19 protein-coding genes and 1 tRNA gene are annotated in these 25,094 nt (G+C 59.6%); 14 read left to right on the top strand and 6 right to left on the bottom strand.

Annotated elements, in window-relative coordinates; translation table 11 throughout:
* Nucleotides 1-30: 30 nt before the first annotated feature.
* The 3 genes from PLO63_05120 to dnaB all read left to right on the top strand — a co-directional run bounded on the left by PLO63_05120 (nt 31) and on the right by dnaB (nt 2,851).
* Entirely contained in the window at nt 31-960 is a 930-nt protein-coding gene (locus tag PLO63_05120; GenBank protein ID HOI73512.1) for a YybS family protein, read from the top strand.
* A 62-nt stretch (nt 961-1,022) separates the two neighbouring features.
* On the top strand, nt 1,023-1,475 hold the full coding sequence (rplI, locus tag PLO63_05125) for a 50S ribosomal protein L9 (protein HOI73513.1): 453 nt from the start codon (nt 1,023-1,025) through the stop codon (nt 1,473-1,475).
* Between the two features lie 20 nt (nt 1,476-1,495).
* Nucleotides 1,496-2,851 (top strand): replicative DNA helicase, encoded by a 1,356-nt coding sequence (gene dnaB / locus PLO63_05130; GenBank protein HOI73514.1) that lies wholly within the window; start codon nt 1,496-1,498, stop codon nt 2,849-2,851.
* Nucleotides 2,852-2,870: 19 nt separating this feature from the next.
* Here the strand turns inward: dnaB and rpoH are convergent, their stop codons facing one another.
* Nucleotides 2,871-3,731, bottom strand: a complete 861-nt coding sequence (rpoH, locus tag PLO63_05135; protein HOI73515.1) for an RNA polymerase sigma factor RpoH — start codon at nt 3,729-3,731, stop codon at nt 2,871-2,873.
* A gap of 143 nt (nt 3,732-3,874) precedes the next feature.
* Between rpoH and PLO63_05140 the strand changes: the two genes are divergently transcribed.
* The 10 genes from PLO63_05140 (at nt 3,875) to PLO63_05185 (ending at nt 14,566) form a co-directional block, all read left to right on the top strand.
* Complete coding sequence (locus tag PLO63_05140) at nt 3,875-4,744, top strand: diadenylate cyclase (protein ID HOI73516.1); 870 nt, start codon at nt 3,875-3,877, stop codon at nt 4,742-4,744.
* Nucleotides 4,745-4,868: 124 nt separating this feature from the next.
* The gene (gene clpB / locus PLO63_05145; GenBank protein HOI73517.1) at nt 4,869-7,481 is read left to right on the top strand and encodes an ATP-dependent chaperone ClpB; all 2,613 of its coding nucleotides are present in this window, start codon (nt 4,869-4,871) and stop codon (nt 7,479-7,481) included.
* Complete coding sequence (gene htpX / locus PLO63_05150) at nt 7,478-8,326, top strand: zinc metalloprotease HtpX (GenBank protein HOI73518.1); 849 nt, start codon at nt 7,478-7,480, stop codon at nt 8,324-8,326. Before clpB ends, htpX begins: the two co-directional genes overlap by 4 nt.
* Before the next feature lie 79 nt (nt 8,327-8,405).
* Nucleotides 8,406-8,867, top strand: coding sequence for a DUF1844 domain-containing protein (locus tag PLO63_05155; GenBank protein ID HOI73519.1), 462 nt, complete (start codon nt 8,406-8,408; stop codon nt 8,865-8,867).
* On the top strand, nt 8,864-9,703 hold the full coding sequence (gene ispE, locus PLO63_05160; GenBank protein HOI73520.1) for a 4-(cytidine 5'-diphospho)-2-C-methyl-D-erythritol kinase: 840 nt from the start codon (nt 8,864-8,866) through the stop codon (nt 9,701-9,703). The genes PLO63_05155 and ispE overlap by 4 nt, the downstream gene beginning before the upstream one ends.
* A gap of 75 nt (nt 9,704-9,778) precedes the next feature.
* Nucleotides 9,779-9,853: transfer RNA gene (locus tag PLO63_05165), tRNA-Gln, on the top strand.
* A gap of 55 nt (nt 9,854-9,908) precedes the next feature.
* Nucleotides 9,909-10,850 (top strand): ribose-phosphate pyrophosphokinase, encoded by a 942-nt coding sequence (locus PLO63_05170; GenBank protein ID HOI73521.1) that lies wholly within the window; start codon nt 9,909-9,911, stop codon nt 10,848-10,850.
* Between the two features lie 12 nt (nt 10,851-10,862).
* Nucleotides 10,863-11,507, top strand: a complete 645-nt coding sequence (locus PLO63_05175) for a 50S ribosomal protein L25 (protein ID HOI73522.1) — start codon at nt 10,863-10,865, stop codon at nt 11,505-11,507.
* A 15-nt stretch (nt 11,508-11,522) separates the two neighbouring features.
* Nucleotides 11,523-12,116: an aminoacyl-tRNA hydrolase gene (gene pth, locus PLO63_05180; protein HOI73523.1), complete on the top strand. Its 594-nt coding sequence runs from the start codon at nt 11,523-11,525 to the stop codon at nt 12,114-12,116.
* Nucleotides 12,117-12,118: 2 nt separating this feature from the next.
* On the top strand, nt 12,119-14,566 hold the full coding sequence (locus tag PLO63_05185) for a sodium-translocating pyrophosphatase (protein ID HOI73524.1): 2,448 nt from the start codon (nt 12,119-12,121) through the stop codon (nt 14,564-14,566).
* Nucleotides 14,567-14,872: 306 nt separating this feature from the next.
* Here PLO63_05185 and PLO63_05190 read toward each other — a convergent pair whose 3' ends face one another.
* Nucleotides 14,873-17,740 (bottom strand): PAS domain S-box protein, encoded by a 2,868-nt coding sequence (locus PLO63_05190; GenBank protein ID HOI73525.1) that lies wholly within the window; start codon nt 17,738-17,740, stop codon nt 14,873-14,875.
* Between the two features lie 348 nt (nt 17,741-18,088).
* On the opposite strand from PLO63_05190, the gene PLO63_05195 reads away from it, so the two are divergent.
* On the top strand, nt 18,089-19,975 hold the full coding sequence (locus tag PLO63_05195) for a class I adenylate cyclase (GenBank protein HOI73526.1): 1,887 nt from the start codon (nt 18,089-18,091) through the stop codon (nt 19,973-19,975).
* A gap of 40 nt (nt 19,976-20,015) precedes the next feature.
* Here PLO63_05195 and hemW read toward each other — a convergent pair whose 3' ends face one another.
* From hemW to PLO63_05215, 4 genes are all read right to left on the bottom strand, one after another.
* The gene (gene hemW, locus PLO63_05200; protein ID HOI73527.1) at nt 20,016-21,137 is read right to left on the bottom strand and encodes a radical SAM family heme chaperone HemW; all 1,122 of its coding nucleotides are present in this window, start codon (nt 21,135-21,137) and stop codon (nt 20,016-20,018) included.
* Between the two features lie 8 nt (nt 21,138-21,145).
* Nucleotides 21,146-22,942, bottom strand: coding sequence for a translation elongation factor 4 (lepA, locus tag PLO63_05205; GenBank protein HOI73528.1), 1,797 nt, complete (start codon nt 22,940-22,942; stop codon nt 21,146-21,148).
* A gap of 325 nt (nt 22,943-23,267) precedes the next feature.
* Nucleotides 23,268-24,182, bottom strand: coding sequence for a hypothetical protein (locus PLO63_05210; GenBank protein ID HOI73529.1), 915 nt, complete (start codon nt 24,180-24,182; stop codon nt 23,268-23,270).
* A 139-nt stretch (nt 24,183-24,321) separates the two neighbouring features.
* Nucleotides 24,322-24,996, bottom strand: coding sequence for an adenylate kinase (locus PLO63_05215; protein ID HOI73530.1), 675 nt, complete (start codon nt 24,994-24,996; stop codon nt 24,322-24,324).
* Nucleotides 24,997-25,094: the final 98 nt, after the last annotated feature.

The raw sequence follows: 25,094 nt of genomic DNA on the forward strand, positions 1-25,094 counted from the left end.
ACCTGGGGAGGCGGTCTCGGAGGGATTGCGTTGTTTGCCGGTTTTCTCTGGACCACGCTGATCTGCCTTGCCGCCTTGTTTCTGCCTTTTGCCGGGTCGTTTCTGATTCCCCTGACTCCACTGCCCTTCCTTTACCATTACCTGCACCAGGGCAGAAGGCGGGGTGCGATCATCCTGATCCTGTCGTGGATCGTCGTCTTCGGCGTTCTGATGATGACCGGTGCAGGATCATCGATGCCGGTCATCCTTCTGGCGGGGCTGGCCGGTGTTGCCCTGGGGGAGCTCCTGAGCAGAAGGCTCTCCCTTGAAAAGGTCGTTCTTTATCCGGTTCTGGTCTTTTTTGTCACGGGCTGCATTGCCCTTCTTGCCCAAAGCATCCTGACGGGCCGGGCTCCGTTCGCAGTCCTGGAAGCCTATGTGGCCACCGGTATTCATGACAACCTCCGGATTTACGGCATGCTGGGCCTGCCGCCGGAGCAAGTCCAGGAAATCCGGGATCAACTGCCGGAACTCATCCGCTTCTTCTCCTCCATTGTTCCGGCGCTTGTCATCGTGATGGCCACCGTCGTTCTATGGCTCAATGTCCTGGTCGGGGGCGTGCTGATCCGCCAGCGAGGCGGGATGTATCCCGATTTTGGAGACCTGACCCTCTGGAAGGCGCCGGAACGGATCGTCTGGTTCCTCATCGCCGCCGGCGGGTCCATGCTGGTTCCGGCCGAGCCGGTCCGGCAGATCGGCTCGAACGTTCTGATTCTCTGCCTGTTCGCCTACCTGTTCCACGGATTGGCGATTGCGGCTTGTTTTTTCAAGCGGAAGAGGATTCCGCCTTTTTTCCGATATCTCTTTTACGGCCTGGTCTTTGCCCAGCAATACGTGGCCCTGACCATGGCGATCCTCGGGCTGGTCGACCTGTGGCTGGACCTTCGAAAATACATCGGAGAACGGGGCGGTCCTTCCTGATCAGGCAGGTTTGATTTCCAATAACGGGATGCGATACTATCCATAAAAAAGGAGCATGAACCATGAAGGTGATTCTGAAGGAAAATGTGGATTCCCTGGGCAAGGTCGGTGAAACGGTCAAGGTGTCCGACGGGTATGCCAGGAACTTCCTCATTCCCAAGGGGCTTGCTGTGGAGGCGAGTTCGAAGAACGTGAAATCGGTGGAGGACGATCGGCGACGCATTCTTCAGAAAGCGGAAAAAGATCGCCGGAAGGCCCAGGCAATGGCGGATCACCTGGCCGGTGCCACCTTCGTCATCCGGCGCCGGGTCGGGGAGCAGGAAAAGCTGTTCGGCTCGGTGAACGCGAGGGACATCGAGGAGTGCGCCGTCGAGATGGGATTGGAACTGGAGCGGAAATGGATCGTCCTGGAGGAGCCCATCCGGGAGCTGGGAACCTTTCCGCTCAAGGTCAAGCTGCCGGGGGGTGTGACGGCTGAAGTCACCGTTTCCGTAGAGGCGGAGCAGGAATCCTGAACGGTTCATCCCGGAGGGCCATGAAAGACATCGACGCCTCCCTGCATCGGATTCCTCCCCAGAACTTGGAAGCGGAGCAGTCCATCCTCGGGGGGATTCTCCTGGATAACCAAGCCCTGAACCCCGTGCTGGAAGTCTTGGACTTCAAGGACTTCTACAGCGAGGCGCACCGGAGGATTTTCCGGGCGATCGTGGAGCTTTCGGACCGTAACGATCCGGTTGACCTGATCACCCTGAGCAATCTGCTCAAGGAGAAGAAGCAGCTCGATCCCGTCGGGGGGACGGCATACCTCGCCTCGCTCGTGGACAACGTGCCCTCGGCCGCCAACATTGCCTTTCATGCCCGGATCGTCAAGGAAAAGGCCATCCTGAGGGGGTTGATCGGGACGGCCACGGAGATCCTGGGCAAGAGCTACGACGCCTCGGCGGACGTCGACCAGGTGCTTGATGAGGCGGAGCACGCCATCTTCGAAATATCCGAGCGGAAAATCCGGCCCACCTTCTGGCCCTTCAAGACGGTCATCAAGGAAAGCATCCGGACCATTGAGAAGCTGTATGAGCGCAAGGAACTGATTACGGGCGTTCCGACGGGCTTCGAAGGGATCGATACACTGACCTCCGGCCTCCAGAAGTCGGACCTCATCATCGTCGCCGGACGGCCCAGCATGGGCAAGACGGCCTTTGCCCTCAACATCGCCCTCAACGCTGCTACCCTGTCCAGTGCGCCGGTGGCGGTCTTCTCCCTGGAAATGTCCAAGGAGCAACTGGCACTCCGGATGCTGGCATCCGAAGCCAAGGTGGATTCGCAGAGGATCCGGAAAGGATTGCTGGGGGAAACGGATTGGCCAAAGCTCATTGCCGCCGCGGGTAAACTGTCGGAAGCGCAGATCTTTATCGATGACACCCCCGCTCTGAGCGTTCTGGAGATGAAGGCCAAGTCGAGGCGCCTCAAAGCGGAAAACGGTCTGGGGCTGGTGATCCTGGACTATCTTCAGCTCATGAAAGGCGGCGGCTCCCGGGATTCGCGGGAGCAGGAGATCTCGGAAATCAGCCGTTCCCTCAAGGCCTTGGCCAAGGAGCTGGCCGTGCCCGTCATCGCCCTTTCCCAGCTGAACCGGAAAGTGGAAGACCGGACCAATCGGCGGCCCCAAATGGCGGACCTCCGGGAGTCCGGGGCCATCGAGCAGGATGCCGACGTGATCGCCTTCATCTACCGGGACGAAGTTTACAACCGGACGGAAGAAAACCCCGAAAAGGGCATTGCGGAAATCATCATCGGCAAACAGCGGAACGGTCCCACCGGGACCGTCAAGCTGGCCTTCCTGGAAAAGTACACGAGTTTCGAGAACCTGGCCCGTTCCGACGTGGAGCCTTAGCCGCCGGGCCGCCGCACGATCAGTTCCCCAGAAGCGGTGTTTCTTTTCCCAGATAGGGAAGAGCCGTGGCCAGTTTCTTCAGAGCCTGCTTTTCGATCTGGCGGGCCCGCTCCCGGGTGATGTTGTACCGGTCCCCGATCTCCTGAAGGGTTTCCGGGTCGTCCGCCATCACCCGGTGGCGGATGATGTAGCTTTCCTTTTCGTTCAGCATGGCCATCGCCCCGGCGATATTCTTCTGCGCCAGTTCCATTTCTTCTTTCTTGATCAGTGAGATCTCCTGGTCATCCCCGTCGTAGGTCAGGTAATCCAGGTGCGAGACTTCCCCGTCGTCGCTGATCGTTGCGTCCAGGGAGAGGTCGCGATGGCTGAGCCGCAGGTCCATCTGTTCGATATCGATCTCCTTGACCCCCAGGGCCTCGGCGATTTCCGAGAATTCGGGGTTTTTCTGGGAAAGGGCTTCGAGTTTCTTCTTGGCCTGGCCCAGCTTGAAGAACAGCCGGCGCTGCGCCTGTGTTGTACCGATTTTGACGACACTCCACGTCTTGATGATATAGTTCTGGATGTACGCGCGGATCCACCAGACAGCGTAAGAGATGAGGCGATAGCCGCGATAGGGATCGAACTTTTTCACGGCATGCATCAAGCCGATGTTGCCCTCCTGGATGAGGTCGGCCAGCTTCATTCCGTAATTCCTGTATTCGTGGGCGATCTTGACGACGAACCGGAGATTGGAAACGACCATGTGTTGAGCCGCCTCCATGTCGTTGTATTTTCGGAAACGGACTGCCAGGCGGAATTCTTCTTCCGGTGTGAGAAGCTCGAACTGGTTGATCTCCGAGATGTATCGATCAAGCGTTCCCGTGAGGGAGGGAAGTTCCAAGGATCCTCCTGCAATGCATTGATATCAAAATAAATTAGCCTGGAGAGAAGATTCCTGTCAAGCCTTTTGTATTCACCGTCCATTCCTTGACAGGGAACGGCCCGGCACTTAATTTAACGTCGATTATAAAAGAAGGGTACGCCATGAATTCAATCAGCCAGATTATTCTCGATGCGGCCTGCAGGATTGCCAGGGAGGCGGAGGCAAGGGCGATGCTTCTGTATTCCGATCTGGTGGACCAACTACCTTCCACCAATGACGGAACGTGCTGTTATGACCTGATTGTCGTCACCCGGGGGGATGAAGAGATCCCTGATCATATCCGGAGCAGGAGCATCCTGATCAATGTACCCGATGTCAAGCTGACGCGTCTCGGCCAGATCAAGATCGCCATCACCAAGGGGATCGCCATGGGCATTTTCCGGAAAGGGGACAAGGTCGTGTGTCTCAGCGGGGTGTCCCGATTCGGGTATGCCGACAGCCTGTTCGTCATTGACGTTGGAAAGGAATTCGAGATCCTCACCTCCGAAAACATGACGGGACTGACCGAAACAGTCTATCCGGAGGTCTTCGGAACCGTTCTGAATCTGGCCCTGGAACTGGCCGCCCAGGGAAGGGAAGGCCGGAAAGTGGGTACCATCTTCATCCTGGGGGATCACGAACGGGTTCTTCAGCTCTCCCGGCAGATGATCATCAACCCCTTCATGGGCTATGCCGAGGAGCAGAGGAACATTCTGAATCCGGACCTCAAGGAGACGATCAAGGAATTTTCCGCCCTCGACGGGGCGTTTGTTCTCCAGGACAACGGCGTTCTCGTCACGGCCGGGAGGCACCTGAGCGCGGCCCTGGAAGGAAAGGACTTTCCCCACGGGCTGGGAAGCCGCCATATCGCGGCGGCTGGTATCACCAGCATCACCGACGCCATCGCCATCGTTCTGTCCGAATCGTCCGGCAACGTGACGGTTTTCAAGGGCGGGAAGATCTTCGTCAGCATCGAAAAGCCCACGGAATAGAGTGATTTGTGCTGCCGGCCCGGCCGGGCAGAATGCAGTACCCGGATGCATCGGATGTTTCCCGGCTGTTTCCCATGCGGCTGAAGCGGCCGGTTGAATAGAGAGAAAAACAGCGGAGGTTGTCATGCGTTTCGATAAATTCACCCTGAAAGCCCAGGAGGCTCTGCAGGAAGCGCAGGCCCTGGCACAGAAGAACGGCCACCAGGCTGTGGACGTGGAGCACCTTCTCCTGGCTCTGCTTCGGCAGCCGGAGGGAGTCGTCGGCGAGATCATGGGCAAGCTGGGCGCCGACAGCGGGAGGCTGGAGAAGGAGCTTGACGGTGCCCTGCAAAGGATCCCCAGGGTGGAAGGAGCGGGAAGAGGACAGACGTACCTGTCCCCCCGGCTGGGACGGGTCCTGGATCAAGCGGTATCTGAGGCGGCGCGGTTGTCCGACGAATACGTGAGCGCGGAGCACATCCTGGTCGCCATGACGGAGGAGAAGGAAGGGCCGGCCCCGGGTATATTGAAGGGGATGGGAATCACGCGCGACAACATTTTGCGCGTCCTGGTCGACATCCGGGGAAACCAGCGCATCACCGACCCCAATCCGGAAGAGAAATACCAGGCCCTGAAGCGCTACGCCAGGGATTTCAATGAGCTGGCGAGAAAGGGATCCTTCGACCCGGTGATCGGACGGGATGACGAGATCCGCCGCATCATGCAGGTCCTGTCGCGCCGGACGAAAAACAACCCGGTCCTGATCGGCGAGCCCGGCGTCGGCAAGACGGCCATCGTCGAGGGCCTGGCACAGCGGATCGTCAACGGCGACGTCCCGGAAAACCTGAAGGACAAACGCGTCATCGGCCTCGATATCGGAGCCCTCGTCGCCGGCGCGAAGTATCGCGGGGAGTTCGAGGAGCGTCTCAAGGCCGTGCTGAAGGAGGTCATCGCGGCGGAAGGAGAGATCATCCTCTTTATCGACGAGATTCACACGGTGGTCGGGGCGGGGGCGGCGGAGGGGTCCGTGGATGCCTCCAACATGCTCAAGCCCGCCCTGGCGCGGGGCGAGCTCCGCTGCGTCGGAGCCACGACCCTCAACGAATACAGGAAGCACATCGAGAAAGATCCGGCCCTGGAGCGCCGCTTCCAGCCCATTCTGGTGAAGGAGCCCACGGTGGAGGACACCATTGCCATCCTCAGGGGTCTGAAAGAGCGATACGAAGTGCATCACGGGGTCCGGATCAAGGACGATGCCCTGATCGCCGCGGCCACCCTTTCGAACCGATACATCAGCGACCGGTTCCTTCCGGACAAGGCGGTGGACTTGGTCGACGAGGCGGCCTCCCGCCTGCGGATCGAGCTGGACAGCATGCCCGCCGAGATCGACGCCATCGACCGCCGGGTGATCCAGCTCGAGATCGAGCGGCAATCGCTGAAGAAAGAGACCGATTCGACGGCGGTGGAACGGCGGGAGAAAATCGACCGGGAACTGGCGGACCTGAAGGAGTCTATGGATCGGATGAAGCTCCACTGGAGCGCCGAGAAGGAGGCGATCAAACAGATCCAGGCGATCAAGAGCCGGATCGAACAGTTCAAGCTGGAAGAAGCGGATGCGCAGCGGTCGGGAGACCTGGCAAAGGCGGCTGAAATCCGCTACGGCCGTCTCGTCGAGCTCAACGCCGAGATGCAGAAGGAGCAGGCACGCCTGGAGGAGGCCCAGAAGGGCGAGCGGATGCTCAAGGAGGAGGTGGATGCGGAGGACGTGGCCGAAGTCGTGGCCAAGTGGACCGGGGTCCCTGTCTCCAAGATGCTTGAAACGGACGTCCATAAGCTGATCCACATGGAGGAGCGGCTTCGGCAGCGGGTCGTGGGGCAGGATGAAGGCATCGCCGCGGTTTCCAGCGCCCTGCGGCGCGCCCGTTCGGGGCTTCAGGACCCGAACCGGCCCATCGGGTCCTTCATCTTTCTGGGGCCCACCGGTGTGGGAAAGACGGAGTTGGCCAGGGCGCTGGCGGAGTTCATGTTCGACAGCGAGCAGGCCATGATCCGGATCGACATGTCGGAATATATGGAAAAGCATTCGGTAGCCCGTCTGATCGGTTCACCCCCGGGATACGTCGGTTATGACGAGGGAGGGCAGCTGACCGAGGCGGTCCGGCGCCGCCCCTATGCGGTTCTGCTGTTCGACGAGATCGAGAAGGCACACCCGGATGTGTTCAACGTGCTGCTCCAGATCCTCGACGACGGGCGCCTGACCGACGGCCACGGCCGGACGGTGGACTTCAAGAACACGGTGGTGATCCTCACGTCCAACGTAGGGAGCCAGTGGATTCAGGATCCGGACATGAGTGCGGAGGATAAGAGGGCACGGGCCATGGAGGCCCTGCGGGCCACGTTCCGTCCGGAGTTCCTCAACCGGGTGGACGACATCATCATGTTCCGGGCCCTGGCGATCGAGGACATCCGCCGGATCATCCTGATCCAGATCGGGCTGATCGTGAAGCGGCTGGAGGAGCGCAAGCTGACCCTCGAATTGACAGACCGGGTGAAAGATACTATAGCCGAGGCCGGATACAGCCCCGTATACGGCGCGAGACCGTTGAAACGAGCGCTTCAGAAACAGCTGCTGGATCCGCTGGCCATGAAGATCCTGGAGGGGACATTCCGGGAGGGCGACACCATCCGCGTGGATGCATCCGAGACCGGCGAGATCACCATGCAGAAACAGGAATCAGAGAAAGGGAGGTCCACATGAACTCGTTCCGAACAGCACTCCTCCTGGGAGCACTGACAGGACTCCTGATGCTCATCGGGGGATATTTCGGAGGGCGGGGCGGGGTCGTCCTGGCCTTCATCTTTGCGATGGTCATGAACTTCGGAAGCTACTGGTTCTCCGACAAGATCGTCCTGAGGATGTACCGCGCTCAGGAGGTCACGGAGGCCGAGGCTCCGGAGCTCTATCACATGGTGAAAACCCTGGCCCTGAAGGCTTCCCTTCCCATGCCGCGGGTCTATATCGTCCCTGGAGATACTCCCAATGCGTTTGCCACGGGCCGCAACGAGCAGCATGCCGTCGTGGCCGTGACGGAAGGGATCCTCCGGATCCTGAACCGCGATGAGCTGGAAGGGGTCATCGCCCACGAGTTGACCCACATCAAAAACAGGGACATCCTTATCGGCTCCATCGCCGCGACCCTGGCCGGAGCCATTGTCATGCTGGCCAACATGGCCCAGTGGGCGGCCATCTTCGGCGGCGCGAGGGGAGACGACGACGAAGGGGGAGGGGGGATTCTCGGCCTGATCGCGATGGCCATCCTGGCCCCCATCGCCGCGACAGTCATCCAGATGGCAGTTTCACGCTCCCGGGAATATATGGCCGACGACGGCGGTGCAAAGATATCAGGCAAGCCCTACGGGCTGGCGGGAGCACTCGAGAAGCTTTCCCGGGCATCCCAGGCCGTCCCGATGGATGCCAATCCGTCGACGGCCCACATGTTCATCGTCAACCCGCTGACGGGACGTTCCCTGATGAGCCTGTTCAGCACTCATCCGCCGATCGAGGAGCGGATTGCCAGGCTGCGCAGCATGAGAATTTCCTGAGAAACCCATCGGACTTCCGGTAATCCGGGCCTGTTTCCGCCTGTTGCCGGAAGTCTCTTTTTTACAGGAGGTATGCGTCATGGCGGAAGAAAAGGAAGGAAAGGGATTTGTTGTCCGGGATCGGCGTCTATTCGACGAGTCGGGGGATCCGAAAGAAGAGCCGGATCCCGCCAAGGCCGCTTCCACCCCCTCGGAGGAGCCGGCCGCCGCTGCCGAAGAGCCCCCTCCCCGGCAGGAGCCGCCCCGTGAAGAGCCCGCTGCGGCCGGTTCTCCGGAAGAAGAAGCCGCGTATCCGGAGGTATCCTTTGCCAGCTTTGTCGTGTCCCTGAGTACCTCGGTTCTCTATCATTTCGGAGACATCCCCGACCCTGTGACCAACCGGACGGAGCGCAACCTCCCGGCGGCCAAGCAGACCATCGATATCCTGGGCATGCTGCAGCGGAAAACGGAGGGCAATCTGGAAGAGGGAGAAAAAGCCCTTCTGGACAGTGCGCTGTTCGAATTGCGGATGAGGTATGTGAAAGAGAGCACCAGGCAATGATTCGGAGGCTTTCACCGGCTAAGGTGAACCTTATCCTCCGGGTCCTGGGGAAACGTGAGGACGGTTATCACGAAATCGCCTCCCTGATGCAGGCGATCAGCCTGTATGACGAACTGATCTTTTATCCAAAAAAAGCGGAGGGGATCACGCTCCGCTGCCCCGAAAGCGGGTTGCCGGAAGACGAGCGGAATCTGGTCTATCGGGCTGCCCAGGCTTTTTTTTCGAGATCCGGCGTCGCCGGGGGAGTCGAGATCGAACTCAGCAAACGGATCCCCATGGCCGCCGGACTGGGCGGCGGGAGTTCCAACGCCGCGGTCACCCTGTCCACCCTTAATGAAATCCACGGCTCCCCGCTTCCGGGGGACGTCCTATCCAGCCTGGCCGCGTCGCTGGGGGCTGATATCCCCTTCTTCCTGTTTGGAAATCGGGCTTGGGCCTTCGGGATCGGCGAGCGGCTCGAACCGGCGGATCCCCTCCCTTCCTTCGACCTGGTCCTTCTTCACCCCCCCCTCGAAGTGCCCACCGGACCTGTCTATCAGGGGCTCAATTTGGGATTGACAAACGGTCCCATAAATTATAGCATCCCGCGATTTTATACGATCTGTGATGTGGCGCAGGGTCTTTGGAACGATCTGGAGAGCGTGACCCTGAAGCGCCATCCGGAGCTTCAGGAACTGAAGAATCTCCTGCTTCGAAAAGGCGCTTTGGGAACCCTGATGTCCGGTAGCGGTCCCACCGTCTTCGGCATTTTCGAAAGGGGAGAAGATGCCCGGAGAGCAGCGGCGGCCCTGACGGGATCGGGGAAATGGGGTGTGTATACGGCCCGTTCATTGTGACTCCCGGTTGCCTTGCTGTCATACGCCGGTTGACGGACCCGGGTTCGGACATGCAGAGTGGTCTGGATGGCATACTGGGGCGTCGTCAAGCGGTAAGACACAAGAATTTGGATCTTGCATACGGAGGTTCGAATCCTCCCGCCCCAGCCACGCCATGAATCGCTAACCAACCGGGACATGGATTCCCGCCCAGAGAGAGTTTATCATGCTGGAAAGAATAAGGATCTTTTCCGGGAATGCCAATCCTGAGCTTTCCCAGAAAATATGCAACCATCTCGGTGTAACACTCGGAAAAGCCCATGTCTCGACGTTCAGCGACGGAGAGACGCGAGTGGAAATCGATGAAAATGTTCGCGGAATGGACGTTTTCATCATCCAGTCGACCTGCCCGCCAGTCAACCTGACCTGCATGGAACTGCTGATTATGATCGATGCCATGAAGCGGGCCTCCGCGGACCGCATCACGGCGGTCATCCCGTATTATGGGTATGCCAGGCAGGACCGGAAGGTAGCTCCCCGGGCACCCATATCGGCAAAGCTCCTGGCCGATCTCATTACCACGGCCGGCGCTAACCGGGTTCTTTCGATGGACCTTCACGCCGGCCAGATTCAGGGCTTCTTCAACATCCCCGTCGACAACCTCTTCGCCACCCCCATCCTCCTCGAGTACTTCAAAGAGCGCTATACGGAAAACACTGTGATCGTGTCGCCCGACACGGGCGGCGTCGAACGGGCGAGGGCCTTTGCGAAGCGCCTCGGGGCAAGCCTGGCGATCATCGACAAACGGCGGGACGGTCCCAATGAAGCGCAGGTAATGAACATCATTGGTAACGTTGAAGGGAAACGGGTCATCATCCTGGATGATATGATCGACACGGCGGGAACGGTCGTCCAGGGCTGCAACGCCCTGAAAGAGGCGGGAGCCCTTGAAGTAGCCGTCTGCTGCACCCACCCGGTCCTTTCCGGGCCGGCTATCGAGCGGATCGAGAGCTCGTCGCTCAAGGAGGTCGTTGTTACCGACACCATCCCGCTTCACGAGGGGGCAAGGGCCTGTAATCGCCTCCAGGTCCTCTCCGTGGCGCGCCTGTTGAGCGAGGCGGTGCGTCGGATTTACTACAACGATTCCATCAGTTCACTATTCATATAGCAGGAGGAAGTCATGGAAGTCATGGAGTTGAGGGCTGAGGCCCGGACAGGATCGGGAAAGGGGCCGGCCCGGCGCCTGCGCAGTCAGGGGAAGATTCCGGCCGTGTTTTACGGCGGCGGGGCCGACTCCGTGCCCATATCTGTCAGTTCCGCCGATCTGCTCATGCTTTTAAAGAGTTCGGAAGAAAATATCTTTGTGAAACTGGTCATCGATGAATCGGGGCAGAAAGCGGAAAAGCTGTCCGTGATCAAGGAACTGCAGATCGATCCGGCCAGCCGGAAACTGTTTCATGCCGACTTCTGCGAAATCAGCATGGACCACAAGATGACGTTTGACGTTTCCCTTCACTTTACGGGGACGCCTGAGGGCGTCAAGGACGGCGGAGAGATGCTCCACCTCAAAAGGGAAGTCCGCCTGAGTTGTCTGCCGGGTCAACTCCCCCAGTTCATCGAGGTGGATGTGACCGGCCTGGGGATCGGAGACTCTCTGAGAGTTGCGGATCTCAAGGTGGCCGAGGGGATCCTTCTGGTCGACGGTGAGGATACGGCCATTGTGACGGTCATGGCCCCGAGGGTTCCTACGGCGGCCGAGCTGGAAGAGGCCGGGGAAGCGACGAAGGAACCGGAGGTTATCAAGCAGAAGGCCCGAGAGGAGTAAGGATCGGGGAATCCGATGAAGCTCATCGTGGGGCTGGGCAATCCGGGGGAACGATACCGGTTCAGCCGGCACAACCTGGGATTTCTGGTGATCGATGAGCTGGCGGAAAGAGAAAACATACCCCTTTCCCAGAAACGGTTCGAGGCCGTTTTCGGCAAGGGGGCCGTCAGCACGACCCCCGCTCTGCTCACCAAGCCTCAAACGTACATGAACCTTAGCGGTCTGGCTGTCCGCAGGCTCTTTGACTTTTTTAAAATCGACCTGGAAGACCTGATCGTGGTCCATGACGATCTCGACCTGCCCTTCGGAGCCCTCCGCCTGAAAAAGGGGGGAGGATCCGGCGGGCACAAGGGTTTAATCTCCGTCATGGAATCTCTCGGGGGGGACAATTTTATCCGCGTTCGCATGGGGATCGGGAAACCGCCCCACAAGGGAATGGTGGAAGATTATGTTCTCCAGATCCTGCCCCGGGAACAGGCGGAGAGGCTTTCCGAGGTCGTTTCCGAAGCGGCGGAAGCCATTGGCTTTCTCATGACATCCGGACTTCCGGCGGCCATGAACCGGTACAATGGCAGAGCCAAGAAAAATTTTGAGGAAGAGGAGGTTTAATGATGCGTAAAGGTAAAAGAAGTATTTTTTCCCTTACCTTGGCCATCGCGCTCTTGCTGTTGTGCATGGCGCCCATGGCCTTTGCCGGTGAGGCGGACATCAAGCTGCCTGACCTGAGCCAGGTTAGCTTCATGGCCGGCTCCCTGAGCGGCATGCTGATCCTGAACCTGGGTCTCATCGTTTGTGTGGTCGGTTTGATCTTCGGCTGGATGCAGTACACCCAGACGAAGAATCTGCCGGCCCACCAGGCCATGCTGGATGTTTCCCAGACGATCTGGGAAACCTGCAAGACGTATGTTCTCCAGCAGGGTAAATTCCTGGCGGCGCTGTGGGTTCTGATCGGTGCCTGTATGATTTACTATTTCGGTGTTCTGTCGCACATGGGCGCAATGGAAGTGGTCATCATCCTTGCGGCCTCCATCCTGGGGATCCTCGGTTCCTACGGCGTCGCCTGGTTCGGAATCCGGATCAACACGGTGGCCAACTCCCGGGCGGCCTTCGCTTCCCTGAGCGGAAACCCCCTGAGCATCGTCAACATCTGCCTCCGGTCCGGCATGAGCGTGGGTCTTCTTCTGGTCAGTATCGAGCTCTTTTTCATGATCATCATCCTGGCCTACATCCCGGGTGAACTGGCCGGTCCCTGCTTCATCGGCTTCGCCATCGGCGAGTCCCTGGGCGCCTCCGCCCTCCGCATCTGCGGCGGTATCTTCACGAAGATCGCCGACATCGGCTCCGACCTCATGAAGATCATCTTCCACCTTCCGGAAGACGACCCGAAGAACCCCGGCGTCATCGCCGACTGCACCGGCGACAACGCGGGCGATAGCGTCGGCCCCACGGCGGACGGTTTCGAGACCTACGGCGTGACGGGCGTGGCCCTCATCGCCTTTCTGGCCTTGGCCCTGGCGGACAATCCTATCATGGGCGGCAAGCTGGTCGTCTGGATCTTCGCCATGCGTATCCTCATGATCCTGACCTCCCTGATCTCCTACTTCGTGAACGATGTTGTCAGCAAGTCCGCCTTCAGCGGCAAGAAAGACTTCAATTTCGAGCACCCCCTGACCAACCTGGTCTGGATCACCTCGATCGTTTCGATTGCCGTCACGTTCGCCGCGAGTTACCTGCTGCTGTCGGAGCTCCCCCCCGTGGGCGACTCCATGGCCCTCTGGCTGGCCCTCTCCATCATCATCAGTTGCGGAACCATCGCCGGTGCGTTGATTCCCGAATTCACCAAGGTCTTTACCAGCACGAGCTCCCGACACTGCGAGGAGTGCGTCAACGCCTCCCGCCAGGGCGGCGCTTCGCTGAACATCCTCTCCGGTCTGGTCGCCGGCAATTTCTCCGCCTTCTGGGAAGGCCTGACGATTCTGCTCCTCATGCTCATCGCCTACCTCGTGTCCCAGACACCCGCGGTGATGATGATCCTGCCGGATGCCTTCAAGTTTGCAGCGCCGGTCTTTGCGTTCGGTCTGGTGGCCTTCGGCTTCCTGGGCATGGGTCCGGTGACGATCGCCGTGGACAGTTTCGGTCCCGTCTCCGATAACGCCCAGTCGATCTACGAGCTGTCGATGATCGAATCCCGTGCCGACGCCAAGGACGTCGTGAAGAAGCATTTCGGCGTCACCCCCGACTTTGAGCAGTCGAAGCACTTCCTCGAATCCGGCGACGGTGCGGGCAACACCTTCAAGGCGACCGCCAAGCCGGTGCTCATCGGAACGGCTGTCGTCGGTGCCACCACCATGGTCTTCGGGATCATCATCCTCCTGGAGAAGATGTTCGGGAACGTCATCGCCAAGCTCAGCCTCGTTCAGCCTGAGATCATCCTCGGCCTTCTCATGGGCGGCTGCGTGATTTACTGGTTCACCGGCTCCTCGATCCAGGCCGTCGTGACGGGCTCCTACCGTGCCGTCGTGTACATCAAGGAAAACATCGACCTCAACAAAGCCGAGGCCTCCATCGAGGACAGCAAGGAAGTTGTCCGGATCTGTACGGTCTACGCCCAGAAGGGGATGATCAATATCTTCATCGTGGTCTTCTTCATGGCCCTGGGCCTGGCCTTCTTCGATCCCTACTTCTTCATCGGCTACCTCATCGGGATCGCTTTCTTCGGCCTGTTCCAGGCTATCTTCATGGCCAATGCCGGCGGTTGCTGGGACAACGCCAAGAAGATCGTCGAAGTCGATCTCAAGATGAAGAACACTCCCCTCCACGAAGCAACCGTGGTCGGCGACACCGTCGGCGATCCCTACAAGGACACTTCGTCGGTATCCATGAACCCGATCATCAAGTTCACGACCCTGTTCGGCCTCCTGGCGACGGAAATCGCCGTCACGATGACCAGCAAGGGAATGAAGCTTGGTCTGGCCACCCTGTTCGTCGTCATCGCCCTGATTTTCGTGTACCGGTCCTTCTACGGAATGCGGATCTCGGCGGAGAAGCTCGGCGAGTAACGTCCTGATCGGTTCTTTGCAAACCTCATCATCGAGGCGCCCCGGATCAAACCGGGGCGCTTTTTTTGTCCTGGTTTCCCATGCCGGCGGCTTCTTCAATGGAGATTCATCGGTATGTCGTGCCGAACGTCCGGGACGGGAGGGGCCGTTTTCCCGGCTTCATGGAGAAAATGGAAATGGGGGGGCGGGCCGGCTCCTGTGCGTCTTCAGAATCGGCCCCGGGAGAGGGAGAGAAGCGGTCATGATGGATTGGGTGAACGGTGCCTGCCTGATTTCTTCTGCAACAGGACGGGATGACCGGCCGCTTCAGGACGGAGCGACCTCACTCGGATGGAGAATGCGCTCGATTTCCAGGTTCAGCCTGTCGAAACTATACGGTTTTTCAATGTATCCGGAGGCCCCGCTCTCAATGCTTGCCGTCAGCGCCGCATCGGGAAGACAGCCGCTGGATATCACGATCTTCGTATCCGGGTTGAGATTCAGGAGCTCCTTCATGCATTTTTCCCCTCCCATTCCGGGCATGATCAGGTCGAGGACAACCAGGCCGATGCAGTCCTGTTGATCCCGGAATATTTCGAGAGCCCTTTCCCCGCTGTCGGCTGTAATCACTTCATATCCGTAGTATTGGAGCATATCCTGGCCGATTTCCCGGAGGTTGTGATCGTCGTCAACGAACAGGATCGTCGTTCTGGAGGACTCCGGTTCGATGGCGGCTCCCCGGTCCTCCTCCAGCATTCTCCCTTCCGTCGCCTCTTCACAGTAGGGGAGGTAGATCTGGAACTCCGTTCCTTTCCCGGGTTCGCTGCTGCACAGGATCGACCCCCCGTGATGCTTCACGATGCCGTACACGACGGAGAGGCCGAGTCCTGTTCCCTTGCCGGCCTCCTTGGTGGTGAAGAACGGCTCGAAGATGTGCTCCTGTGTCGTCCGGTCCATGCCCATGCCGGTATCCTGAATGCTCATCCATGCGTATTTCCCGGGTGCCAGGAATTTCATCTGCGCTTCGTGTGGATCGTCCAGGTGGACCAGGTCCGTCCGGATGTTGATGGTTCCGCCATCCGGCATGGCATCCCGGGCATTGACGATGAGGTTCATGATGACCTGTGAGATCTGGACGGGATCCGCATGAACGGTACAGGGGCTCCCGGAGGGCCTGAAATCGACGGCGATCATCTTCGGGATGGTCCGGTAAAGCAGTTCACAAAGGGATTGAATCTCCTTGTTCAGGTCCATCCGTTCCGGCTTGCTTTCCACGCGGCGGCTGAAGAACAGGAGCTGCCGGATCAGGTCCGCCGCCCGTTCCGTAAGTTCATGTATGCTTTCAAGATGTTTCCAGCCTCCGGCGGTTCCGTGATCCCGCATGAGGATCTGGTTGTAACCGCTCAGGGCGTGGATGATGTTATTGAAGTCGTGGGCGATTCCGCCGGTCAGCGTGCCGATGGCCTCCATCTTCGAGGCGTGGTTCAGCTGCTCTTCCAGACGGCGCTGTTCCGTGATGTCCTTCAGCGATCCGACGATCCCCTTCACGTTGCCGTCGGAGTTGATGTCTGGGGCGACGTTCGCGATGAAGAGGCGTGCCTTCCCGGAGTGATCCAGGATCGTTCCGGTTGCGTCCCGCATGATGAACCGGTCGTCCCGGATTCTTTTGAACTGATCAATGTAGAGCTTGTGATCCTCATGGCTGACAAACTCCAGGAAATACCTCCCCAGAACCTCTTCCGGCCGATGGCCGAGGATCTTTTCCCAGGCGGGATTGACATAGTTGAGCCGCCCGTCCGACTCGAGGGTGAAGATGATGTCCGGTGAGTTCTCACTCAGGTTGCGGAAACGCTCCTCGCTCTCCTTGAGGGACTGGTAAACGCGGCTGAGTCGGATGCTGAACGCGATGGAGGGGGCGATTCCGAGCAGCAGGTTGAGGTCGCTCTGGGTCAGGTTTCGTTTCGTCCGCTTGTTATCCACGGCGAGGATCCCCTCCACCTCTCCCTCGTATGCGATGGGCACGCAGATGAAGGACTGGACTCCCATTTCCTTCGCATATTCGAGGCTCTTGGGTGAGAGATCCCTGCGGATCGAGTCGATGTTGTTGACGAAGAGCGGTTTCTGTTCCCGATAGCAGATCACGAAAGGTCCCTTGGAGGAGGGGCTGGTGGAGAAGAACGAACGCCCCATGAAGAAAAAGCCCCGCTCCTCCGGACTGTATCCGTATCCATCGGCGAAGACCAGCCTGCTCTTGTCTTCATTGGTGAGCAGGATGAGGCCCCGGTCGAAATCGAGCAGTTTTTCCATGCTTTCCATGATCGTCCGCAGAAACTGGCTGGTCTGCAGCGTCTGGGAGTTCGCCGCGCCGATCTCCTGGATCAGGAGCAGGCTCTTGTAGGTCATGTTGATTCGGTCCAGCAGGTCCCCGGCGGTTTCTCCCTGCTTCTGCAGGCGATTCTCGATCTCCCGATTTTCCAGATGTTTGACGAGCAGAGACAACAGGGAGACGGCGGCGATATAGGTGACGGACAGGAACGGCCAGTGCGAGGGGTTCATTGCGGGAACCAGAGCCAGGAGGGCGATGAAACCGATCAGGATGGACCAGTTGCGAACCTGCTTCCAGAAAGTGGCGGGAGGCCTTTTCCACGAGACAATGTAGCAGCAGACGGGATCGCCCCGATGAATGCAGGATACGTGTTCAATGGCGGCGTATTCTCCCGTGAACAGTTTTCCGATCGCCTCCAGGGTGCCCATCCGGTTGGAGCACTGGTACTGTTTTTCATGGATGCCCGGTTTCGGGCGGGCGGTCACCTCGACCCGGTTTCTGTCCAGTTCTTTTGTCGAGACGGTGGATGATCGGGACGCCTGGCCGAAGATTCTGCCCAGCATGCGGTAGGAACGGGAAGGGGTCATGAATCCCAGGGCCAGCTTCTGCACGTCCCCGGCCGCCGCGGAGAGGGCGGTGTATCGCCCGACTTTCCTGGGGAGCTCATGGTCCCCGACCGTGGCAAACAGAGCCTCCTGGAACCGGTCCACCTGCTCCTGGGTGAACCAGTGTCCCCGGTCTTCAATCTGTCCTGCGGTGATCCCGGAATTATCGAGCAGCTCTTCGACATCCACATCCGGATGATGCGCTTTCAGGTACTCGATGTAACCTTTCGTGATCCGGCTGTTGTACAGGGCTTCGTTGCTCATGGGTCCGCGGAATAACCGCTCATCCTATCATGCGGAGTTGATGCGCGAATCTATAGGATTTGTTTTCGTTTTTCAACCTGGATTTTCACACGGGATTTCCATGCATGACACGAATGCTCCGTCACGTCCGGGGAGGGGGACCCGAGTGGGTCGGAAAATAAATAATACGTAACAAATACGAGAAGATAAAAATGCATTCGGTGCTAAAGAAATGAAGGCAATCGTTCGATAGGAAAAGCAGGGAACCCGGTTTGAAACGTAACGCTGCACTCCGCTTTGTTTATGAGACCCGGAAAAGCGGCCGGGATACGGAACAAGAGGATTCTCCTCCTGCGGAATAACGGGGTCATGCTTCCGAAGACATACATTCAGAACAAGAAACGATACCTCGCCTACAACCAGTTCCGGAAAGGGCTCTTTGCCGAACTCGCCCCGAAGGACAGCGAGGCCGTCCTGTACCTGCTTCCTTGGATGCTGAACGAAAACCATCCCCAGGTTCCCGGATATGTCCCTGACCTGGCCCGCCCCATCGGCGTCTACGGCATGGAAGGCGACCCGGAGATCCGGAAGCGGGAGGCGTCATTCAGTTTCCTGTTCCACATCGACAAGGCCAGGCGGAAGGTCAAGTTCAAATCCGATTCGTGGATGATCCAGGGCATCTTTACGATCGGGAGTGTCGGGTCCGTCATGCAGACCGCCTGTTCCGACTGTGACATATGGCTGTGCGTGGACCGGGAGCGGTTCGGCAGGGAGGGCATGTCGCAGCTGCAGCAGAAGGTAAACCTGATCAAGGACTGGCTCGATGCAAACATCCGCATGCCCGTCTATTTCTTTCTCTGCGACGTGGAAGACGTTCGAAAGGGTCATTTCGGCGATGTTTCCGGTGAAAGCAGCGGGAGCACCCAGAAGAATATCCTGAAAGAGGAATTCTACCGGACGGCGGTCCTGATCGCCGGCAAGATTCCCCTCTGGTGGCTGGCCTTCGATCCGGAAGGGGACGTCGACTACCGGAAGCTGGCCGCCGATTATGAACGGGACGTTTTCGGAGACTACGACGCCATCGACTTGGGGAACCTGGAACGGGTCGAGCGGGACGAATACTTCGGCGCCGCCCTCTGGCAGTTCAACAAAGCCCTCACCCACCCCTTGAAGTCCATCACCAAGATGCTGCTCCTCCAGATGTTTCTGGCCTTTCCCTCGGGCCATCTCCTCTGCCACCGCTTCCGGGCGGAGGTCATGAATCCGGTGAAGGACCGATCTTTCGTCGATCCGGGCACCTTCACGATCCGCTCCATCTTTGACTTCAACCGGGATAGGGACCGGGATGACTTCCATTTCATCCAGAAGTGCGTCTATCTGCGCTGCGACGTCAAGATGCATTCCCGGAAGGCGGGGATGCGGGAGGAGCTTCTCCGGGAGACCTTCCAGAAGGATCCCCTCTCCCGGGAGGAGATCCACAGCCTCAACCGGTTCAAGACATGGCATTTCCAGGACCAGGTCCGCATCGGGAACCGGGCGCTGGCCCTGCTCCTGAAAATCTACAAGGACATCACCCGGGTGCACTCGAACGTCGAGCCGAGCCTCGTCAGTCCCGGGGATCTCCGGATCCTCGGCCGGAAACTTTCCTCCTGCCTGGAGAAGAAGTCCAACAAGGTTCCCGTGATCCACAAACCGACGGATTCCCTGAACCAGCCGACCCTGGTTTTCCGCTTCAGCGGGAAGAAGTGGCAGGTCTTTCCGGCCGACGAGCCGGAGACCGTGATCGTCGAGGACGTCCGCATCGTATTCTGCATCGCCTACCTCGTCTGGAACGATCTCTTCCGGCCCGGGGAGCTCCGCATGCTGCCGAATCCCACCTCCATCACCCTCCAGGAGATCCTGAACCTGGGAAACAAGATCCGCGTTCTGTTCGGGACCTACGACATCTCCGCCGTCGATTTCCATAATTTCGGCATCCAGGAGCAGTTGGAAACGATGCTGGTGATCGCCAACTTCGAAGACACCCCGGGGGCAGGAAACGGCGACTCGTACAGTGTTCTCTACGGGAACAACTGGGGCGAACTGTTCCTGGAGCGGGTCGGTTCCACGGAAGCGTTCCGCGGGACCTTCAACGGACGGAGCCGTAAAGAGCGCTCCCTCAGCGTGCATTACCACGTTCAACGAACCAGCCTTCAATATGAGAAGATCATCGAGCGGGCGAAGCGGATGGTGATGGAGACGCTGGAGGAGGGATAGAAAAGACAATGCGGTCGGACGCTGGACGCGGCGGCATGCCTCAGAGCAGAGCCAGCCGGTCCGCCACGGCCATGCCCGCCCGGGTGGGGCGAAGGAATCCCCGGGACATCTCCACGAGTCCTTCCCCGGCCAGTTTCTGAAGCAGAGAACGATACTCCCATTTCAGGTCCGTCCCGAATCTCCGCCTGTATCCTTCCAGGTGGAGCCCCCGGGCGGTCCTCAGGGCCAGGAACCGGGCTTCCAGGGCTGCCTGTTCGCGGGAAAGGATCTCCGAGGCGTCGACGGGCGGACGCCCCGCTTCGACGGACGCCAGGTAATCCGGAAGGGAGCGTACATTCCACCAGCGCCGGTTTTCCCGGAACGAGTGCGCCGACGGGCCGAGGCCGAGATAGGGAACATGGCGCCAGTACTTCGTGTTGTGGTGGCTGGCAGACAAGGGTCCCCGGGAGAAGTTCGAGACCTCGTAATGGAGAAATCCGACTCCCGCCAGGAATCGGGATGTGGCGAGGAAAAAGTCGGCCGCAAGGGATTCTCCCGCCGGCTCCAGCCGGGATTTCCCGAGACGCCGGGCCAGGGGAGTGTCGGGCTCGACGCTCAACTCGTAACAGGACAGGTGAACCACCGGAAGCGCCGCCGCGGCCGCCAGCGTCTCCAGCCAGCCCTCCATCGTCTGGCCGGGGATTCCGTACATCAGGTCGATCCCCAGGTTTTTGAATCCGGCCCGCCCGGCATCCCGGACGGCCCGCAGGGCCTGCTCCGCTGTGTGCCGCCGTCCCAGAAAGGACAGGACCCCGTCGTCCAGGGACTGCACGCCGATGTTCAGGCGATTCACCCCAACGGCCCGGACGGACCGCAGGTCCGCAGCGGTCCAGTCGGCGGGATTCATCTCCGCGGTGATCTCGGCGTCCGGGGCGATGCGGAAAGTATTCCGGAGACCTTCCAGGGTCCGCCCGATCTGCTCCGGCGCGAGGACCGACGGCGTACCCCCCCCGAAATAGACCGTATCGAAAGACCGGAAGGAGCGTCGGTACAGGGCCGCTTCCAGCTGCAGGGCCTTCAGGAACCCGGGGATTTCCCACTCCATCGCCGGAAGGGAATAGAAACCGCAGTAGGCGCACTTGGAGCGGCAGAAGGGGACATGGATGTAAAGGCCCGCGGCCATGATCCCGTTCAGTCCGTGTCGGACTTCAGGACCGCCAGGAAGGCGCTCTGGGGGATGCTGACATTTCCCACCATCTTCATGCGCTTCTTGCCTTTTTTCTGCTTTTCCAGGAGTTTCCGCTTCCGCGTGATGTCGCCTCCGTAGCACTTGGCGGTGACGTCCTTCCGGAAGGGGGAGATGGTGCTCCGGGAGATGATCTCGCCTCCGATGGCCCCCTGGATGGCGATCTTGAACATCTGCCGGGGGATCTCGTCCTTCAGGCGGTCGCAGGCCAGGACGCCTCTTGCCCGGGCCCGGTCGCGGTGGACGATCTGGGAGAGGGCGTCGACCTTCTCCCCGTTCACCAGGATGTCCAGGAGCGCCAGGTTGCTCTCGCGGTAGTCGATCACGTCGTAATCGAAGGAGCCGTACCCCTGGGTGATCGACTTGAAGCGGTCGTAGAAGTCATAGATGACCTCCGCCAGGGGCATCTCGTAGGTCAGCTCGGCCCGTCCCGGGCTCGGGTAGTTCAGAGTCGAGTTGACGGCCCGCTTCTCCATGCAGAGTTTCATGACGGCGCCCAGGTAACGCTCCGGGAGCATCATCATCGCCCGGATGAAGGGCTCCTCGGAGCTTTCGATGGAGATGGGGTCCGGGTAGTGGGACGGATTGTCCACGTCGACGACGGATCCGTCCTTCAGGGTGAATCGATAGCGGACCGAGGGGACCGAGAGGATGATGGAGAGGTCGAATTCCCGCTCCAGGCGCTCCTGGACCACGTCCAGATGGAGGAGCCCCAGGAATCCGCACCGGAACCCCTGGCCCAGGGCGACGGAGGAGTCTTTCTCGTAAATGAACGAGGCGTCGTTGAGCCGGTATTTCTCCAGCGCCACGGCCAGATCCTCGTAGTCGTCCGAGGCGATGGGGTAGATGGAGGCGAAAACGACGGGCTTGACCTCCTTGAATCCGGGAAGGGGGGCGTCGCAGGGCCGGACGTCCAGGGTGATCGTGTCGCCCGTCTGTACGTCAGCGACAGTCTTCACCCCGGCGATGATGTAGCCCACCTCGCCCGCCGAAAGGGCGGGCCGCTTTTCCCGGCTCAGCAGGAAACGTCCCACTTCCTCCACCCGGTAGGTTGTCCCGTTATACATGAAGCGGATCGTGTCCCCGCTCTTCACCGTGCCGTCGAAGACCCGGCAGTGGATGACGGTGCCTCGGAAGGCGTCGTACTGGGCGTCGAAGATCAGGGCCGCCAGGGGGGCCTCCGGGTTTCCCCGGGGCGGCGGGATCCGCTCCACCACGGCCTCCAGGATCGCCTCGATGCCGATGCCCTCCTTGGCGGAACAGCGCAATGCATGGTCGGGATTCAGCCCCAGCTCCGCGTCGATCTGTTCCAGGACGCGCTCCACGTCTGCCGCGGGCAGGTCGATCTTGTTGATGACCGGGATGATCTCCAGGTCGTGCTCCAGAGCCAGGTACAGGTTGGCCAGGGTCTGGGCCTGGACGCCCTGGGCCGCGTCGACGAGGAGCAGGACGCCCTCGCAGGATGCGAGAGAGCGGGAGACTTCGTAGGAGAAGTCCACGTGTCCCGGTGTGTCGATCAGGTTGAGCACGTAGTCCCGGCCGTCTTTCGCCCGGTAGGGCAGGGTGATGGCCTGGCTCTTGATCGTGATGCCCCGTTCCCGTTCAATGTCCATATTGTCGAGGATCTGATCCTGGAAATTCCGGTCGTCGCAGACGCCGGTATGCTGGATCAGCCGGTCCGCCAGGGTGGACTTGCCGTGGTCGATATGGGCGATGATGCTGAAATTGCGGATGGTTTCCATAAGCTCCCTTCGAGGCGCCCTTCCTTACTAAAGCCGCGGGGTTTTGTCAATGCGTCCAGGGGGCCGGATGTCTTTGGTTTGGGTGGGGATAGAGCCGTCCTCTCCCGGGATCGGCACCTGCATGAACAACCATGATATTGTCGATTGCCCGGAGGAAAGGAGATACCGCCGGAGTCGGAAAACGATGCGGTTCCTCACGGGGCAGGAAACGAGCAACTGGAAAACCGACGGATACATTCGCACGGGGCCGGGGCCGGCGGACATGCAGGTCTGTGCAGGAGTGAAAGCAACGTTTCCAGGCGGTTGCGAATCGCCGGTCGGAAGGTCAGGGCGCCTTCTGAAAGCTCACTGTCATGGGATTCTTGAGCTCGAACTTCAGTCCCTCGACCTTCTGGAACAGCGCCTTCATGTCGGCGAAGGACTCGGGCTTCCCGGCGGTCATCTTCTGCATCAGGTCCTTGTTTCCAAGGATCTTCTCGAAATCGAGATCCATGAGGGTGATGTCCCCGCCCTGCCGCCAGGTGGCGTTGGTTTTGACGATGGAACCCTCGATCCGGACGGAGACGCTCATCCGCATGCCCTTGAAGAGGGCCTGCATCATCTCGAGGGTTTTGGGATCCATGGGCTGCTCCGGAGCGGTGGTCTCTTTCCTGGCAGAGTCCTTGGACTCCTTCTCTTTGCTCTGGTCCTTGGACTTCTCCGGCAGGTGGACGGTCAGCAGGGCCGGGGTGCCGGTCGCGGCCCTTGTGAACTCGAAATGAATGGCGTCGTCGGCGCTTTCTTTTTCTTCCGGTTTGCCCTCCGGGGCGGCCGTTCCGCGGTTCTTGTCCTTGCCGATCCGGATCTGGCGAATATCGTCAAAAGCGTATACGGCACGGTAGCCCGCCGCCTCTTCCGTCTTCTCCGGCACGGCCGACACGAAGCGGACGCCGGAACCGAACAGGGCCGATTTCTTCTTGGCGTCCTCCATCATCTTGGCGATCTCATCCGGTTTCTCCGCTTTCTTCTCTTTAGCGGTGTCATTCTTCGGACCGGTGTCCGCTTTCTCCTCGGTGCTCCCCTTCTCTCCCGCATCCGCCATGCTCTCCATGAATTCCCGGACGGTGTTGGAGACGAGAAGCTTCTCCTCGATGGTTCCGGTTCCGTCGGGACGCACGGAAATCCGGATGTCGTCCTGGACGCATCCCTGCAGCAGCATGGGCAGCAGGGCGATGAAGCCGACGGTGATCAAGCGTTTCATGGGACCTCCCGGAACCTTCGATATGATTAGGGACGGAATGAAATTCCTTTCATCATAAAACCATGATGCAGGCAAGAAAAGAAAAGCCCTCCCGGAGACCGGGAGGGCCAGATGTTTCCAAACAGGGAGCGAGAAGCGGTTATGCCAGTTTCTTCAGCAGGTCTTCGGACACTTCCTTGACGCCGGCCGTTCCGTCCACTCCGATGACTTTGGTGCGCTCCTTGAAGTAGTTCACCGCCGCCAGCGAGCCCGTTTTCGTGTCGTAGTAGATGCCGTGACGCTTGTCGATGGCGTCCTCGTCCTGGTCGTCGGCCCGGGCCGTCAGGGTCTCGCAGCCGCAGACCCGGCACACCGGCTTGCCGTCCTTCTCGGCCGGCTTGATGGCGTCGATGAAGATGTTGTTGGGATGGTTGTTGTCGTTGGCGCAGAGCCTCCGTCCCATGATGCGCTGCTTGGCGATCTTCCGGTCCAGGAGGATCTCAATGACGAAGTCGAGCTTCATGCCCGCTGCCTGCAGGGCCTTCCAGAGGGCCTCCGCCTGGGCCAGGTTTCTCGGGAAGCCGTCCAGGAGCCAGCCCTTCTTGCAGTCGTCTTCCTGAAGGCGGCTCAGGATCATGGGAACGGTGATCTCGTCGGGGACCAGTTCTCCCTTGTCGATGAAGGCCTTTGCCTTCATGCCCAGTTCCGTACCGCCCTTGATGTTCTGGCGGAAGATAACTCCTGTCTCGATGTGGGGCACGCCGAACTTCTTCTGGACGATGGCGCCCTGGGTGCCTTTGCCGCTGCCGTTGGGTCCGAAAATAAGAATGTTCATGCGGGAACTCCTTTCGTCTTTATGAGACCCCGGAATACTTCCGGATCCGACTCGCGGCGTCGGACTCTTTTGGTTGGGATTCTCCGGGGGGACTCTGC

This window comes from Syntrophales bacterium (genome assembly GCA_035363115.1).
GTDB lineage: Bacteria > Desulfobacterota > Syntrophia > Syntrophales > PHBD01 > PHBD01.

What these genes read in the sequence shown, in the direction of transcription:
- rplI (HOI73513.1), top strand. Translation starts at nt 1,023, where the DNA reads ATGAAGGTGATTCTGAAGGAAAATGTGGATTCCCTGGGCAAGGTCGGT.
- dnaB (HOI73514.1), top strand. Translation starts at nt 1,496, where the DNA reads ATGAAAGACATCGACGCCTCCCTGCATCGGATTCCTCCCCAGAACTTG.
- PLO63_05140 (HOI73516.1), top strand. Translation starts at nt 3,875, where the DNA reads ATGAATTCAATCAGCCAGATTATTCTCGATGCGGCCTGCAGGATTGCC.
- clpB (HOI73517.1), top strand. Translation starts at nt 4,869, where the DNA reads ATGCGTTTCGATAAATTCACCCTGAAAGCCCAGGAGGCTCTGCAGGAA.
- htpX (HOI73518.1), top strand. Translation starts at nt 7,478, where the DNA reads ATGAACTCGTTCCGAACAGCACTCCTCCTGGGAGCACTGACAGGACTC.
- PLO63_05155 (HOI73519.1), top strand. Translation starts at nt 8,406, where the DNA reads ATGGCGGAAGAAAAGGAAGGAAAGGGATTTGTTGTCCGGGATCGGCGT.
- ispE (HOI73520.1), top strand. Translation starts at nt 8,864, where the DNA reads ATGATTCGGAGGCTTTCACCGGCTAAGGTGAACCTTATCCTCCGGGTC.
- PLO63_05170 (HOI73521.1), top strand. Translation starts at nt 9,909, where the DNA reads ATGCTGGAAAGAATAAGGATCTTTTCCGGGAATGCCAATCCTGAGCTT.
- PLO63_05175 (HOI73522.1), top strand. Translation starts at nt 10,863, where the DNA reads ATGGAAGTCATGGAGTTGAGGGCTGAGGCCCGGACAGGATCGGGAAAG.
- pth (HOI73523.1), top strand. Translation starts at nt 11,523, where the DNA reads ATGAAGCTCATCGTGGGGCTGGGCAATCCGGGGGAACGATACCGGTTC.
- PLO63_05185 (HOI73524.1), top strand. Translation starts at nt 12,119, where the DNA reads ATGCGTAAAGGTAAAAGAAGTATTTTTTCCCTTACCTTGGCCATCGCG.
- PLO63_05190 (HOI73525.1), bottom strand. Translation starts at nt 17,740, where the DNA reads ATGAGCAACGAAGCCCTGTACAACAGCCGGATCACGAAAGGTTACATC.
- PLO63_05195 (HOI73526.1), top strand. Translation starts at nt 18,089, where the DNA reads ATGCTTCCGAAGACATACATTCAGAACAAGAAACGATACCTCGCCTAC.
- hemW (HOI73527.1), bottom strand. Translation starts at nt 21,137, where the DNA reads ATGGCCGCGGGCCTTTACATCCATGTCCCCTTCTGCCGCTCCAAGTGC.
- lepA (HOI73528.1), bottom strand. Translation starts at nt 22,942, where the DNA reads ATGGAAACCATCCGCAATTTCAGCATCATCGCCCATATCGACCACGGC.
- PLO63_05210 (HOI73529.1), bottom strand. Translation starts at nt 24,182, where the DNA reads ATGAAACGCTTGATCACCGTCGGCTTCATCGCCCTGCTGCCCATGCTG.
- PLO63_05215 (HOI73530.1), bottom strand. Translation starts at nt 24,996, where the DNA reads ATGAACATTCTTATTTTCGGACCCAACGGCAGCGGCAAAGGCACCCAG.